The sequence below is a fragment of the Micrococcus sp. 093350064-1 genome (assembly GCF_053627955.1).
The window spans coordinates 104,549-119,417 of the sequence record NZ_JBSEYU010000006.1; the positions used below are offsets into that span (position 1 = coordinate 104,549).

Genomic DNA, 14,869 nt, shown 5'->3' on the forward strand with positions numbered 1-14,869 from the left:
GCCCACGCGGCCGTGCGCCCATCCCGACTCCCTGGGAGCCCCATGCTCTGGACCCTGCTCCGCCGTCACGGGCGGCGCTATCGCGGCGCCGTCGCGGCCGTCGTCGTGCTGCAGCTGATCAGCACGCTGGCCATGCTGTATCTGCCCAGCCTCAACGCCCGCATCATCGACGAGGGCGTAGCCCGCGGTGACACCGCCCGCATCTGGGACATCGGCCTCGTGATGCTCGGCGTCGCGCTGGTGCAGGTGGTCGCCGCGATCGCCGCCGTGTGGTTCGGGGCGAAGGCCTCGATGGGCGTCGGCCGGGACCTGCGCCGCGCCGTCTACACCCGCGTGGACGCGTTCTCCGCGGAGGAGCTCGGCCGCTTCGGCGCCGCGACCCTCATCACGCGCGGCACCAACGACGTCAACCAGGTCCAGATGCTCACCCTCATGGCCCTGAACTTCATGGTGGCCGTGCCGATCATGGCGGTCGGCGGCATCATCATGGCCATCCGCGAGGACCCGGGCCTGTCCTGGCTCGTGTGGGTCTCCGTGCCGGTGCTGCTGGTGATCGTGGCGTGGATCGTCGCGCGTCTCATGCCGCTGTTCCAGCGGATGCAGGACAACATCGACGACGTCAACGGCGTGATGCGCGAGCAGATCCAGGGCATCCGCGTGGTCCGCGCGTTCGTGCGCGAGCGCCACGAGACGCGCCGGTTCACGGACGCCAACGCCGCCCTGACGGAGACGTCCGTGCGGATCGGCCGGCTGTTCGTGCTGCTCGGCCCGGTCATCACGATGATCCTCCACCTCGCCACCGCCGCCGTCCTGTGGTTCGGCGGCGAGCGCGTGGACGCGGGGCTCGTGCAGGTCGGCGCGCTCACCGCGTTCATGCAGTACCTGCTGCAGATCCTCACGGCGGTGATGATGGGCACCTTCATGATGATGATGCTCCCGCGCGCCGTGATCTCCGCCCGCCGCATCGGCGAGGTCCTGGACACCGTCCCCACGCTCGGCGAGCCGGTCCGCCCGGTGACCCCCGCGCGTCGCGACGGCGCCGTGGAGCTGCGCCACGTCACCTTCCAGTACCCCGGCGCCGAGGCGCCGGTGCTCGACGACGTCAGCTTCGCCGTCGCCCCCGGCACCACGACGGCGATCATCGGCTCGACCGGCTCCGGCAAGTCCACGCTGATCAGCCTGCTGCCGCGGCTGTACGACGCGACGTCCGGCGAGGTGCTCGTGGACGGCGTGCCGGTGACCGACCTGGCCCGGGCCGAGCTGACCGAGGCCGTGGCCCTCGTGCCGCAGAAGCCGTACCTGTTCTCGGGCACCGTGCGGGAGAACATGCAGTTCGGGGCCCCGGACGCCTCGGACGAGCGCATCTGGGCAGCCCTCGAGACGGCCCAGGCCGCCGACTTCGTGCGCGCCCGCACCACCGGCAAGGCAGAGACGGCGGCCTCCGGTCTGGACTCGCGCCTCTCCCAGGGCGGCACGGACGTCTCCGGTGGCCAGCGCCAGCGCCTGTCCATCGCGCGTGCCCTCGTGGCCGAGCCGCGGATCCTCGTGTTCGACGACTCGTTCTCCGCGCTGGACGTCACCACCGACGCGCGGCTGCGGGCGGCGCTCGACCGCGCGGCGGCCGGGGTGACTCGGATCGTCGTCGCCCAGCGGGTGGCCACCATCACCGACGCCGACCAGATCATCGTGCTGGACGAGGGCCGCGTGGTCGGCCGCGGCACCCACGCCGAGCTGCTGGCGGACAACCAGACCTACCGGGAGATCGTGGACTCCCAGCTGACCGCGGAGGACGTGGCATGAGCGAGCACCTGACGGACGAGGAGATCCTCGAGATCCAGGAGCAGGGCGCCACCGACGACTGGGGCGGCGGGCCGGCCCGCAAGGCCAAGGCGTTCTGGCCGTCCGCGAAGCGGCTCATGAGCCTGTTCCGCACGGAGAAGCTGGGCCTGGTGGTGGTCGCGCTGATGGTGCTGGTCGCCGTCGTGCTCAACGTGTGGGCCCCGCACGTCCTGGGCCGGGCGATGGACGTGATCTTCGGCGGCGTGGTCTCCGCGCAGATGCCCGGCGGGCTGAGCCGCGAGCAGGTCATCGACGGGCTGCGCGCCCAGGGCGAGGACCAGGCCGCGGAGATGCTCTCCGGCATGGCGTTCACACCGGGCGAGGGGATCGACTTCACCGAGCTGGGCCGGCTGATCCTGATCGTGCTGGCCATGTACCTCGTGGCCCAGCTGTTCATGTGGCTGCAGGGCCGCGTGCTCAACGACCTCGTGATGCGCCTCGTGTTCCGCCTGCGCGAGGACATCGAGGCCAAGATCAACCGGCTGCCGCTGAGCCACTTCGACCGCGGGCAGCGTGGCGACCTGCTCTCCCGCACCACCAACGACGTGGACAACGTCCAGCAGGCCCTCCAGCAGGCGTTCGCCTCGCTCGTGTACTCGGCGCTGACCGTGATCGGCATCGTCGGCATGATGTTCTGGCTGTCCTGGCAGCTCGCGCTCATCGCCCTGATCGCCCTGCCGGTGGCCGGCGTGGTGGTGGGCGTGATCGGCAAGAAGTCCCAGGCGCTCTTCTCCGCGCAGTGGCGGGAGACGGGCCGGCTCAACGGGCACATCGAGGAGTCGTTCACGGGGCACGAGCTGGTGACCGTGTTCGGCCGTCAGCGGGACATGGCCGCGCGCTTCGACGAGCGCAACGAGGAGCTGTACGAGGCCGCGTTCACGGCGCAGTTCTACTCGGGGATGATCATGCCGATCATGCAGTGGGTGAACTGGCTGGGCTACGTGGGCATCGCGGTGGTCGGCGGCCTGCGCGTGGCCAACGGGCAGATGACCCTCGGCGCCGTGACCGCGTTCATCCAGTACTCGCGCGAGTTCAACCAGCCGCTTGGGCAGATCGCCGGCATGTCCAACATGCTGATCTCCGGCGTGGCGTCGGCCGAGCGCATCTTCGAGCTCCTCGACGAGCCGGAGGAGACCCCCGACGGCACCCCCGCCCGCACCCCCGACGGCACTTTCGTTTGGGAAACGGCGCCCTCCGAGAGCGCTTTCGTTCGGGAAACGGCGCCCTCCGCCATCCCCGGGCCCGACGGCGTCGCCCACCTCCCGCGCCCGCTGCGCGGTCGCGTGGAGTTCGAGCATGTGCGCTTCTCCTACACGCCGGAGAAGCCGCTCATCACGGACCTGAACTTCGTGGCGGAGCCGGGGCAGACGGTCGCGATCGTCGGGCCGACCGGTGCCGGCAAGACCACCCTGGTCAACCTGATCATGCGGTTCTACGAGGTGGACGGCGGGCGGATCCTGCTGGACGGCGTGGACACCCGCACGGTCAGCCGCGGCGAGCTGCGCGCCGCCACCGGCATGGTGCTCCAGGACGCCGTGCTCTTCGGCGGGACCATCCGGGAGAACATCCGCTACGGCCGACTCGACGCCACGGACGAGGAGGTCGTCGCGGCGGCGAAGGCCACCTACGTGGACCGTTTCGTGCACACCCTGCCCGACGGCTACGACACCGTGATCGAGCAGGACGCCGCCAACGTGTCCGCGGGCGAGCGGCAGCTCATCACCATCGCCCGTGCGTTCCTGGCCCAGCCCTCGCTCCTGATCCTGGACGAGGCCACCTCCTCCGTGGACACCCGCACCGAGGTGCTGGTCCAGGGCGCGATGGCGGCGCTGCGCTCGGACCGCACGAGCTTCGTGATCGCCCACCGCCTCTCCACCATCCGGGACGCGGACGTCATCCTCGTGATGGAGGACGGCGACATCGTGGAGCAGGGCTCGCACGATCAGCTGCTGGCCGCTCGCGGCGCGTACTTCCGGCTGTACAGGAGCCAGTTCCAGGGCGGGGAACAGGCGGAGGAGCAGGACGACGACGGCGCGCCCGCCGCGCGCGAGGACGCCCGCTGAGGCCGGGGCTGGATGGCGCCGGCGCCCAGCCACTGGCCGCTGGCGTCGCTGCGACACGGGACCACCCGATGACCTTCTCGATCCAGGTGCCGGTGAGTTTCACGAGCCCGCACCTCTCCGGAGCCGGAGGTGTACGGGGCTAGGGCGCGCGGCGGTGACGGGAGTATCGAAACCCGATCGTCGGGCCACCCCTGCCGGTGTGGCCGCGCTCATTCGTCCCCTGAGATTGCGCATCCGTCACGCGCAGGACCCTCTTGACTCCCTGGTGGGGCACGTCTGTGGACCGACCGAGAATTCTCTGGACACAGGGCGAGCACCTTCATAGAGTGTGACGCAGATCACGACTGAGCGTGAACCATAAGGAGGAGCGACATGGGTATGAAGCAGCGGATTTCTAAGGTCGGTGCCGGCGTGGCCGTCGCTGGACCGTTGGCCGTCTCCGGTGCGGTGCCAGCGCAGGCGCTGACGGACTCCGGTCGGCAGGACTGCAGCGCAGGACTCCTCCTGTCGGGCACCTACGGCTACTGCTACTACCCGTACTGACTCGCCGGCACCGATGACTTCATTACGCATTCCTGCGACGGCCGCCCTGGTGGCGGCCGTCGCCCTGACCCTCACCGGCTGCGTCGGTCGGGAGTCTGCGGGCCTCGGCGGTTCATCCACGGTCGCCGCTCCCCCCACCGCGACGGCCGAGAAGACCTGGGACGCCTCGCAGTGGGTTCCCACCGAGAGGATCGAACCCCTCCTGACGACGGAGGCGGAGAAGGAGCGCGCCTACCGTGAGCAAGTCGCGCGGCACGCTCAGGGGGCGGGAATGCCCGCGCCGCCTCAGGTGGAGCGCTCCGGGTGGTACGCCACGTCCCTCGAGTCGGACCGCATGGTGTCCACATGCCTGGCCGAGGCCGGGTGGCCGAACTCGGTCGGTCCGACCGGGGGAATTCAGATCGACACCCCACCTGAGTCCCAGAGGTCTGCTTTCGAGGCGGCCTACGTGACCTGCTACGCACAGCACCCGGTGGATCCGAGCTACACCCAGGACTGGACCGATCCGCAGCTCCGCCTCGTCTATGACTACTGGGACCAATACCTCATCCCGTGTCTCGAGGCCTACGGCTACACGGTCGACACCTCCGCGCGCCCCTCCAAAGAGGCATTCGTCTCCGCGTTCTACACTCCAGGCCGCCACCAGTGGTGGCCCTTCGCGGACAGCATGAGGGGCGTGTCGGCAGAACGCCAGGCCGAGGTCGCGCAGACATGCCCGGAGCTTCCGCCGCAGGATGTCTTCTGGGGGTCATCCGGATGAATCGCCCCGCCCGCTGGGCCGCCCTCGTCCTTGCGCTCGTGGCCGTCGCCGCGCTCGCCTTCTGGGCCGGCCGGGTCACGCTCACCCCTCCGGCTCAGGCCGAGCAGCGTCCGGCCGCGAGCGCCCTCGTCACCGTCGCCGAGCAGGAGCTCGGCCGCGTCATCACCCTCGGCGTCTCCGTGTCGCGCGAGCAGACGCCGGCGGCGGTGAACGCGCTGACCGGCGTCGTCACCCGGGCCGGAGAGTCCGGCGAGGTGGCTGCCGGGGAGGTGCTGTACGCCGTCGCCCAGAAGCCCGTGCTCGTCCTCCAGGGCGAGCTTCCCCAGTGGCGCCCTCTCGGGGAGGGCACTTCCGGCGACGACGTCGCCGCGTTCCAGCGCATGCTCGCCGCCACCGGCGCGAAGGTGGAGGCCACCGGCACGTGGGACGAGGCCACCGCGGACGCCTGGGACGACTGGCTCACCGAACGCGGCTACCCCGCCGCGGACACCGTGGAGCTCGGCCAGCTCGTGGTCCTCGACGCCCTCCCCGCGCCCCTCAGCGTGGACGCGAAGACCACCGCCGTCGGCACCACCCTCGCCGGCGGCGAGAACGTGGTGGCCCGCCCCGGCGACCAACCGGACTTCGCCCTCGAGGTCAACCAGGAGCAGGCCGCCCTCATCCCGGCCGGCACCCAGGTCACCGTGCCCCACGGCGAACACGAATGGAAGGCCGTCGCCGGCGAGTCCACCTCCGACGAGCAGGGCCTGATCCGCATCACCCTCACCGCCCCGGACGGCGGCGTGGTCTGCGGCGAGGACTGCGACACCCTGCCCGCCGACGCCACCACCTCCCTGCTCTCCCAGGTCAGCGTGGTCCCGCCCGTCTCCGGGCCCGTGGTCCCCGTGTCCGCCCTGCGCACCCAGCCAGACGGCGCCGCGACGGTCACGGTGGTCCGGGACGGCGCCGCGGAGGACCGCACCGTCACCGTCCTCGGCTCCGCCGACGGCCTCGCCGTCGTGGACGGCGTGGACGCCGGCGAGCAGGTGCGCGTGCTGAACGGCACCCGATGACGGGGCCCGCCACCCCGGGCACGCCCGCCGCCCCCGTCGTCCCCGCCGCCCTCGCCGTCGAGGACCTGCGCTTCGCCTATACCCGCGCCGCCGAGGAGCTGTTCGACGGCCTCACCCACGCGTTCACGCCGGGCGCCGTCACCGCCCTCACCGGGCCCTCCGGGCGCGGCAAGTCCACCCTCCTGTACGTGCTCGGGCTCATGCTCACGCCCACCTCCGGAGTGGTGCGCCTCGGCGACGTCGACGCCTCCACCCGCCCGGACCGGGAGCGCTCCCGCCTGCGCGCCACCTCCGTGGGATTCGTGTTCCAGGACTCGGAGCTGGACCCGTCCCGCCCCATCCTGGACTCCGTGGTGGAGCCCGGCCTCTACGCCGGGTTGGAGCGCCAGACGCTCGAGGACCGGGCACGGGCGCTGCTCGAGCGCTTCGGCCTCGCCCACCGCGCCGACCACCGGCCCGGGCAGGTCTCCGGCGGGCAGGCGCAGCGGGTGGCCGTGTGCCGCGCCCTCGTGAACGCGCCCGTCGTCGTCCTCGCGGACGAGCCCACGGGCAACCTCGACCCGGACAACGCCGGCCTCGTCATGGACGCCCTCGCCGATGCCGCCGCCGAGGGGCGCACCGTGGTGGTCGCCACCCACGACCCCGCCGTCGTCGCCCGCGCCGACGAGGTGGTGCGGCTGTGAACCGGGAGGACCGCCCATGAACCTGCGCACCCTGCTGCGTGAAGCCGTCACCGCCGCACGCACCTCTCCCGTGCCCTCCGCCCTCGTGCTGCTCGTGGTGGCCGCCATGTGCTTCGCCGCCGTGGCCACCGTGGGCAGGCAGGCCGCCACCGAGGCGGCCGTCGCCGCAGAGCTCTCCGGCCCCGGCGCCCGCGTGCTCACCGTCACCGACACCGGCGGCACCGGTTTCCTCACCGGCGCCACCGCGGCCACCCTCGCCGGACTCGACACCGCCGAGGCCGCCCTCGCCCGGGACTCGCCCATGGACGCCGTGAACACCGGGATCGGCCGGGGCGGCGCCCGCGTGGCCGTGACGAACGTGGTCGGCACCCTGGACCGTGGCATCGTGCTGACCCGCGGCCGCCTGCCCGCCCCCGGCGAGGTGGTGGTCCCCGAGGCCAAGCTCGCCGAGCTCGGCCTCGCCCAGCCCTCCGGAGCGATCGAGGCCACGGACGGCGGCCAGTGGGCCGTCGTCGGGGCGTTCCAGGCCCAGGACCCCTTCCAGGACCTCGACGGCTACGCCCTCACCGTCCCCGCCGCCCCGGACGCCCTCGTGATGCAGCAGGTCCGCGTCCTCGCCGCCGACACCGCCGGCACCCGCGCCATGCAGGAGGCCGCGCTCGCCGTGATCGACCCCGACCCGCGCGCCTCCTCCATCCAGACCGCCCGTGCCCTCTCCGCCGGCAACCAGGTGATCACCGGCGAGCTCGCCGGGCTCGGACGCTCCCTGCTGCTGCTGATCCTCGGAGCCGGCGCGTTCTTCGTGTCCATCGTGGTGCTCGCCGACGTCCTCATCCGCCGCCGCGACCTCGGCCGCCGCCGCACCCTCGGCATCGGCCGCGGAGACCTGATCCTGCTCGTGGCCGTGCGCACCGCCGTGCCTGCGCTGCTGGGCGCCGTGCTGGGCTCCGGAGCCGGGTACGCCGTCGTCGCCGGCCAGGGCGGGACGCTGGGGGTGGACTTCGTGGCGGCGGTGGCCGTGCTGGCCGCCCTCACCGCGCTGCTGGCCAGCCTCGCCCCGGCGGCGTTCGCCGCGTTCCGCGACCCCGTGCGGGTGATGCGGACGGCGTGAGGGGTGGCGGGCGGGCCCGCTCACCGGCGGGCACCCCGCCCGCGCACCGCTACCCTCGGGAGCATGCCCGCCTTACCCGCCGCGCCCCCGCCTGCCCTCACGCCGCTCCAGCGGCAGTCCGTCCTGCGCACCCTGCGCAGCCCTCGGCTGCTGGGCACCGAGGTGTTGGCCGCGGTCGTGGTGGCGCTCGCCCTGATCCCGGAGGCCATCGCGTTCTCGATCATCGCGGGCGTGGATCCGCGCGTCGGGCTGTTCGCGTCCTTCACCATGGCCGTCACCACCGCGATCGTGGGCGGCCGGCCCGCCATGATCTCCGCGGCCACGGGGGCGGTGGCGCTGGTCGTCGCACCGCTGTCCCACGCGTACGGGGTGGGGCACCTGCTTGCCGCGATCATCCTCGGCGGCGTCATCCAGATCCTGCTCGGCGTGTTCGGTGTGGCCCGGCTCATGCGGTTCGTCCCGCGCTCGGTGATGGTGGGGTTCGTCAACGCGTTGGCCATCCTCGTGTTCACCTCGCAGCTGCCCGAGCTGATCGGCGTCCCGTGGCTCGTGTACCCGCTCACGGCGTTGGCCCTGGCGATCGTGGTGCTGTTGCCGCGGCTCACCACGGCGGTGCCGGCGACGCTCGTGGCCGTCGTCGTGGTCACCGCCCTGGTGATGGCCGCCGGCCTGGCCGTGCCGCGCGTGGGGGACCGGGGCGCGCTGCCGGATGCGCTGCCCGTGCTCGGCCTGCCGGACGTCCCGCTGACGTGGGAGACCCTCCGGTTGATCCTGCCGTTCAGCGTCGGCATCGCGTTCGTGGGGTTGCTCGAGTCCCTGCTCACCGCGAAGCTCGTGGACGACATCACCGACACCCGCTCGGACAAGACGCGCGAGTCCTGGGGGCAGGGTGTCGCGAACGTGGTCTCGGGGTTGTTCGGCGGCATGGGCGGCTGCGCCGTGGTGGGGCAGACCATGATGAACGTCAAGGCGAACGGCGCCCGCACCCGGATCTCCACGTTCCTCGCGGGCGTGTTCCTGCTGGTGCTCGTGGTGGCCTTCGGCGGCTTCGTGGCGCAGATCCCCATGGCCGCGCTCGTGGGCGTGATGATGTTCGTGGCCGCCGCCACCTTCGATTGGCATTCGGTGCGCCCCGCCACCCTGCGCGCGATGCCGCGCTCGGAGACCGCCGTCATGGTCGTGACCGTGGCGGCCACGGTGCTCACTCACAACCTCGCGATCGGCGTGGGTGTGGGCGTGCTCGCTGCGCTGGTGCTCTTCGCTCAGCGCGTCTCGCGTCTGGTCACGGTGGTCCGCGAGGTCCACGACGACGGCGACGCCGTCACGTATCGCGTGCACGGCGCCCTGTTCTTCGCGTCCTCGAACGACCTCTACTCGCAGTTCGAGTACGCCCTCGACCCGCCGCGCGTCGTGATCGACATGAGTGCCGCGCACGTGTGGGACGCCTCCACTGTGGCCGCGCTCGACTCGGTGCTGACCAAGTACGCCCGGCACGGGATCCACGCCGAGGTGACGGGGCTGAACGAGGCCTCCGCGGCGATGCACGCGCGCCTCACCGGGCGACTCGGCGCCTGAGCCGGCGGGCTCAGGCGGTGACGAACTCCCACTGGTGCCCGTCCGGGTCGACGATCTCGCGGGAGTGCATGCCGGAGTCGGCCATCTCCTCGCGCAGGTCCTCGGGCAGGGGCACCTCGGCGGCGCCGAGCTCGATCGCCCGGTCCGCCAGGGCGTCCACCGCCGCGGCGTCGCCGACGGTCAGCGCCATGAGGGCGGAGTTGGTGGTGAGGCAGTCGGCGATCTCACGGTTGCCGATGAAGTCGGTGTAGTAGCCGGGGCTGAGGTACATCGCGTACGTCGACTCGGTGAGCTCGATGCACACCGAGTGCTCGTCCGAGTAGTCGTCCATTGCGGTGGCGCCCAGGGTCGTCCAGAACTCACGGATCCGCTCGGTGTCCGTCGTCGGGAGGTTGATGAACACCGGCTGGGAGAACAAGGCCATGGGGAGCACCGTAGACGAGGCGTTCGGCCCGCCGCCACCGCGCGCGTGTCGCGGGCGCGCGGGCGTGGCGTGGGCCACGGAGCCGCTCCCGACGACGGCGCCCGCGGCCTGGCGCGTCCGCCCCCGTTGGTAGCGTGGCCGCCATGAGCGTTCCTCCCTCTGGCCCGCCGGCCGGTCCGCCCGCCGGCTGGCCGCCGTCGGGCCGGCCGTCCGCCCGCCGCGCCGCCGTCGCCCCGAGCCTGCACGGGCACCCCGGCGCCCCCGGTGGCGTCCCCGCCGGCTGGCCCGGCCGCCGGCCCGCGGCCCGCCCCGCGCCGGACTGGACCCCGGGTCGGTTCCACTGGGGCGACGCCGTCGTGGTGCTCGTGTACGTGGCGCTCATGGTGCTCGGGCTGGGGCTGTGGCTGGCGGTGTCGCTCGGCCTGGTCCCCGGTGACCTCGAGGCGTTCGACCTGGTCCGCGACGGGTTCACGGTGAACATCGTCAGCTACGCGATCCTCGTGGTGCTCGTGCTGGCCGTGGCCTGGCGCCCGCTCGTGACGTCGCTGCGGGTGTTCCGCACGGGGACGTGGTGGAAGCTGTTGCTGCTGCCCGCCACGTGGCTGGCGTGCATCGTCGTGAACGTGATCGTGCTGAGCCTCATCGGGGAGGCGCAGACCAGCGCCAACCAGGCCGCGCTCGAGGAGATGACCACGCAGGCCCCGCCCGTGCTCATGATCCTCATGACCGTGGTGGCCGCCCCGCTCGTGGAGGAGTACCTGTTCCGCCACCTGCTGATCGGCAAGCTCTCCCGCTGGATCAACGTGTGGGTGTGCGCCGTGGTCTCCGTGCTCGCGTTCACACTCCTGCACTTCCTCGGCACCGGCGGCGACTTCCGGCTCGTGGAGACCGTCCCGTACCTGACCCTCGCGGTGGCGATCACGGTGTCCTACATCCTGATGGGCCGCTCGTTCGGGTACGCGGTGCTGCTGCACATGGTGAACAACGGCATCGCCATCGCGATGCTCTACCTCGTGGCCCCCCTGCTGCCGGACACGCTGCCCGGCCCCACTGCCCCGACCACGGCGCTGGCCCCGCTGCTGGCCCTGCTGGGCTGAGATGGCAGGACCCTCCGGCTCGACGGCGGCGCCCGCCCCGCAGGACGCGCGCGCCCTCACGCGGCGCATCCTCGCGCTCGCGGTCCCCGCGTTCGGCGCGCTCATCGCGGAGCCGCTGTTCCTGCTGGCCGACACCGCGATCATCGGGCACCTGGGCACGGCCCAGCTGGCCGGCGTCGGGATCGGCACCACCATCCTGCACACGCTCACCGGCCTCATGATCTTCCTGGCCTACGCCACCACCCCGGCGGTGGCCCGGCTGATCGGGGCGGGGAACCCGGCCGCCGCGATGGACCGCGGCCGCGACGGCATCTGGCTGGGCCTGCTGCTCGGCGCGGTGCTGGCCGTCCTCGGCTGGCTCGCGGCCCCCGCGCTGACGGCGGCCCTCGGCGCGACGGGCGAGGTGCAGGCCCACGCCGTCGCCTACCTGCGCTGGTCCATGCCGGGGCTGCCGGCCCTGCTGGCCGTGCTCGCGGCCACCGGGGTGCTCCGCGGCCTCCAGGACACCGTGACGCCGCTCGTGGTGGCGGGTGTGGGCTTCGGCGCGAACATCGGGCTGAACGTGGCCCTGGTGTACGGGCTGGGCTGGGGCGTAGCTGGCTCGGCCGTCGGTACGTCCGTGGTGCAGTGGGCGATGCTCGTGACATACCTGTTCGTGCTGGCCCCGCGCTTCCGCCGCTCGGGCACGGTGTGGGCGCCCCGTGCGTCGGGCATGCGCGCCACGGCCCAGGTGGGCTCGTGGCTGCTGCTGCGCACCGCGAGCCTGCGCGCGGCCATCCTCATCACCGTCATGGCCGCCGCCGGCGCGGGCGACCTCACCCTCGCCGCGCACCAGCTCGTCTTCACGCTGTTCTCCACGCTGGCGTTCGCCCTCGACGCCCTCGCGATCGCCGCGCAGGCCCTGATCGGCGCCGAGCTCGGGGCCGCCCGGCCGGATGCGGCCCGTCGCCTCACCCGGACGATGGTGCGCTGGGGGCTGGGCTTCGGCGTCGTGACCGGGGCCGTGCTGGCCCTGGCGGCACCGGTGCTGCCGGGGCTGTTCACCACGGACCCGACCGTGCAGGCCGCCGCCACCGTGGGCCTGTGGGTGCTGGCCGCCGGGCAGCCGGTGGCCGGGTACGTGTTCGTGCTGGACGGCGTGCTGATCGGCGCCGGCGACGCCCGCTACCTCGCCCTCGCCGGCCTCGTGAACCTCGTGGTCTACGCGCCGGCGCTCTGGGTGCTCGCGCAGCTCGCCACGGGCGGATTCGGCTGGACCGCGGCCTGGCCCGGACCGAACGCCGCCGTGCCCGACGCCGGCGTGCAGCTGGGCCTGCTCTGGCTCGGCTTCGCAGGGGTCTACATGGGGATGCGGGCGCTCACCCTCGGCTGGCGGGCCCGGCGCGACGACTGGATGCGGCTCGGCGTCGGGTGAGCGCGTCCGGGCGGTGACGCGCGGGCCGGGCCGCGGCCGCACTGCTCCTAGACTGGGGCGGTGGCTACCGTGCAGACCCCCCTCGAGATCTCGTCCGTGGTGTTCAAGCCGATCCTGATCCGCGCCGTGGTGGCGCTGGCGTTCGGTCTGACCACCGTGTTCGTCGCCGAGCCGGGCCTGACGTGGATGAAGGTCATGTTCGCGCTGTACCTGGCGTTCTCCGGTTCGGCGATGTGGGAGTACCTGCGCCGCGACCCGGTGCCCGTGGCCATGCGCTCCCCGCTGTCCCTGGCGGCGGCCGCGTGGATGCTCGGCGTGATCGTGCTGCTGTTCCTGGGGTCCCCGGCGGCGGTGGGCGTGGCGGCCGGCGCCGCCCTCGTGCTCGGCGGCGTCGCCGAGCTCGTGGCGTGGGCCCGCCACCGCCGCGAGTTCATCCCCGCGCGGGACCAGCTGTGGACCGGACTCGTGGGCCTGCTCTCCGGGGGCGGCGTGGTCGTGGCCGCCCTGCAGGGCTTCGGCCCGCACGCCCTGCTCGGCATCGCCGGCGGCGGGGCGATCCTGATCGGCGTGCTCCTGATGGTCTCCGGGCTCGGCTTCCACCACGAGGTGCGCCGGGACCGGGGCACGGCCAGGGGCCTCTGAACCGGGCCGACGTCGTCGTCCTGACCCGCGGGGCGGACGTTCGCCGGGGGAGGACCTCGGGGCCCCGAGGGGCCACCCGTCGGCCGGACGCGTAGACTGGCTCCGGTCCGCCGCGCCCCGAGGGCCTCAGCCCCGGGCGCCTGCGCGGGCCGTGTCGCCCCAGCCGCCCCCAGCCGTCAGGAGTCCCGCCGTGAGCGCACCGTCCCCCCGCCCGTCCGCCGATCGCGCCGGATCCGGCCGCCCGGCACGCGGCGGTCTGCGCACCACGGTCAAGGGCCCGCTCGTCTTCTCCGCCGTGCTCGGCCTGATCGGCGGGGTGATCGCCGGCATCACCGCCTCCGGCGGCACCCAGAATCCACTGCGCGTCGACATCGCGCTGATCGCCTTCGGCGTCTTCTTCATGACCTCGCTCGTGGTGGTGGCCATGCTGCAGCTCGCCGCGCGCGAGAACCCGGACCACCTCTCCCAGGGCTCCGGTGTGAACCGCTCCTCCGAGGAGATGTTCCGCAAGGCCGCCGCCGACCGCCGCGCCCAGGCCGCCGCCGAGCGCCGCGAGCAGGGCGGCACCGGAGGCGACGCCCCCCGCGCCTGAGCCCGGCGCCTCAGAACCCGAGGCTGCGTGCCTCCCGCCGCAGCGCGTCCGCCGAGGCGTGCAGCGCCCGCATCTCCGCGTCGTCCAGCTCGGGCTGGATCACGCGGGTGACGCCGTCGCGCCCCACCACGGACGGCATGGACAGGGCGACGTCCGAGAGCCCGTGGACGCCGTCGAGCACGGTGGAGACCGGCAGAATGGCGTGCTGGTCGCGCAGGATCGCCTCGAGCAGGCGGGTCGTGGCCACGCCGACCGCGTACGTGGTGGCGCCCTTGCCCTGGATCACCTCGTACGCGGCGTGCACCACGGTGTCCGCCACCTCGTCCAGGTCGGCGCGGGTGAACAGCGGGTCGACCGGCGTCGGCCACTCCAGGATGGGCGTCGGGCCGATGCGCGCCGAGCTCCACGCGGGGAACTCCGTGTCCCCGTGCTCGCCGAGGATGGCCGCGTGCACCGACGACGGGTGGACCTGCGCCCGCGACGCCAGCAGCCACCGCAGGCGGGACGTGTCCAGGAGGGTGCCCGAGCCGATCACCCGGCCGGCAGGCAGACCGGTGAGGCGCTGGGCCACCAGCGTGAGGACGTCCACGGGATTGGTGACGAGCACGATCAGCGCCTCCGGCGCGTGCGCCTGCACCTGGGGCAGCAGGCCGCGCAGGATCTCCACGTTGTGCGCGCCGAGGTCGAGGCGGGTCTGCCCCGGCTTCTGCTTGGCGCCGGCCGTGATCACCACGACCTCGCAGCCGGCCAGGACGTCCGGGTCCGCGCCGCCGGTCATCGCCGACGCGGAGGTGAACGGGGTGCCGTGGGCCAGGTCGAGGACCTCGGCGCGGACCTTGGGCTCGTCGATGTCGTACAGGGCGACCTCGCGGGCGACGCCGCGGATCAGCGCCGCATAGCAGATCGCCGTGCCGACGCCGCCGGCCCCCACGACGCCGACCTTGCGGTGGGCGGGTCCGAGGGACGCGGGGGCGGCGGGGGAGTGGGCGGGGGTGTGCTCGCTCATGCCTCGCAGGCTAGGGGTGTCCGGTCGGCCGACGGAACCACGAGGCCGCCCCGTCCCCCGGCGGGTGG

At 73.2% G+C, this 14,869-nt stretch carries 14 protein-coding genes; 12 read left to right on the top strand and 2 right to left on the bottom strand.

Annotated elements, in window-relative coordinates:
- The first annotated feature begins 42 nt into the window (after positions 1 to 42).
- The 8 genes from ACUW6W_RS08350 (at position 43) to ACUW6W_RS08385 (ending at position 9,626) form a co-directional block, all read left to right on the top strand.
- Positions 43 to 1,800, top strand: a complete 1,758-nt coding sequence (locus ACUW6W_RS08350; protein WP_454180116.1) for an ABC transporter ATP-binding protein — start codon at positions 43 to 45, stop codon at positions 1,798 to 1,800.
- Entirely contained in the window at positions 1,797 to 3,902 is a 2,106-nt protein-coding gene (locus ACUW6W_RS08355; RefSeq protein ID WP_020621743.1) for an ABC transporter ATP-binding protein, read from the top strand. The genes ACUW6W_RS08350 and ACUW6W_RS08355 overlap by 4 nt, the downstream gene beginning before the upstream one ends.
- A gap of 372 nt (positions 3,903 to 4,274) precedes the next feature.
- Positions 4,275 to 4,445: a hypothetical protein gene (locus tag ACUW6W_RS08360; RefSeq protein WP_020621742.1), complete on the top strand. Its 171-nt coding sequence runs from the start codon at positions 4,275 to 4,277 to the stop codon at positions 4,443 to 4,445.
- Between the two features lie 49 nt (positions 4,446 to 4,494).
- Positions 4,495 to 5,205, top strand: a complete 711-nt coding sequence (locus tag ACUW6W_RS08365) for a hypothetical protein (RefSeq protein WP_020621741.1) — start codon at positions 4,495 to 4,497, stop codon at positions 5,203 to 5,205.
- Positions 5,202 to 6,257: a hypothetical protein gene (locus ACUW6W_RS08370; RefSeq protein WP_020621740.1), complete on the top strand. Its 1,056-nt coding sequence runs from the start codon at positions 5,202 to 5,204 to the stop codon at positions 6,255 to 6,257. The genes ACUW6W_RS08365 and ACUW6W_RS08370 overlap by 4 nt, the downstream gene beginning before the upstream one ends.
- On the top strand, positions 6,254 to 6,940 hold the full coding sequence (locus ACUW6W_RS08375) for an ABC transporter ATP-binding protein (protein ID WP_020621739.1): 687 nt from the start codon (positions 6,254 to 6,256) through the stop codon (positions 6,938 to 6,940). Before ACUW6W_RS08370 ends, ACUW6W_RS08375 begins: the two co-directional genes overlap by 4 nt.
- A 16-nt stretch (positions 6,941 to 6,956) precedes the next feature.
- Positions 6,957 to 8,051 (top strand): hypothetical protein, encoded by a 1,095-nt coding sequence (locus ACUW6W_RS08380; RefSeq protein WP_049147055.1) that lies wholly within the window; start codon positions 6,957 to 6,959, stop codon positions 8,049 to 8,051.
- A 63-nt stretch (positions 8,052 to 8,114) separates the two neighbouring features.
- The gene (locus tag ACUW6W_RS08385; RefSeq protein ID WP_020621737.1) at positions 8,115 to 9,626 is read left to right on the top strand and encodes a SulP family inorganic anion transporter; all 1,512 of its coding nucleotides are present in this window, start codon (positions 8,115 to 8,117) and stop codon (positions 9,624 to 9,626) included.
- 10 nt (positions 9,627 to 9,636) lie between these two features.
- On the opposite strand, the gene ACUW6W_RS08390 is transcribed toward ACUW6W_RS08385, so the two are convergent.
- Positions 9,637 to 10,050 (bottom strand): VOC family protein, encoded by a 414-nt coding sequence (locus tag ACUW6W_RS08390; RefSeq protein WP_020621736.1) that lies wholly within the window; start codon positions 10,048 to 10,050, stop codon positions 9,637 to 9,639.
- A gap of 143 nt (positions 10,051 to 10,193) precedes the next feature.
- On the opposite strand from ACUW6W_RS08390, the gene ACUW6W_RS08395 reads away from it, so the two are divergent.
- The 4 genes from ACUW6W_RS08395 (at position 10,194) to ACUW6W_RS08410 (ending at position 13,795) form a co-directional block, all read left to right on the top strand.
- The gene (locus tag ACUW6W_RS08395) at positions 10,194 to 11,147 is read left to right on the top strand and encodes a CPBP family intramembrane glutamic endopeptidase (protein WP_036317511.1); all 954 of its coding nucleotides are present in this window, start codon (positions 10,194 to 10,196) and stop codon (positions 11,145 to 11,147) included.
- Position 11,148: 1 nt separating this feature from the next.
- Positions 11,149 to 12,561, top strand: coding sequence for an MATE family efflux transporter (locus ACUW6W_RS08400; RefSeq protein WP_069942010.1), 1,413 nt, complete (start codon positions 11,149 to 11,151; stop codon positions 12,559 to 12,561).
- 60 nt (positions 12,562 to 12,621) lie between these two features.
- Positions 12,622 to 13,203 (top strand): hypothetical protein, encoded by a 582-nt coding sequence (locus tag ACUW6W_RS08405; RefSeq protein WP_010079963.1) that lies wholly within the window; start codon positions 12,622 to 12,624, stop codon positions 13,201 to 13,203.
- A 190-nt stretch (positions 13,204 to 13,393) separates the two neighbouring features.
- Positions 13,394 to 13,795, top strand: coding sequence for a hypothetical protein (locus ACUW6W_RS08410; RefSeq protein ID WP_049144854.1), 402 nt, complete (start codon positions 13,394 to 13,396; stop codon positions 13,793 to 13,795).
- Between the two features lie 10 nt (positions 13,796 to 13,805).
- On the opposite strand, the gene ACUW6W_RS08415 is transcribed toward ACUW6W_RS08410, so the two are convergent.
- Positions 13,806 to 14,801: an L-lactate dehydrogenase gene (locus ACUW6W_RS08415; protein ID WP_069942011.1), complete on the bottom strand. Its 996-nt coding sequence runs from the start codon at positions 14,799 to 14,801 to the stop codon at positions 13,806 to 13,808.
- Positions 14,802 to 14,869 lie beyond the last annotated feature (68 nt).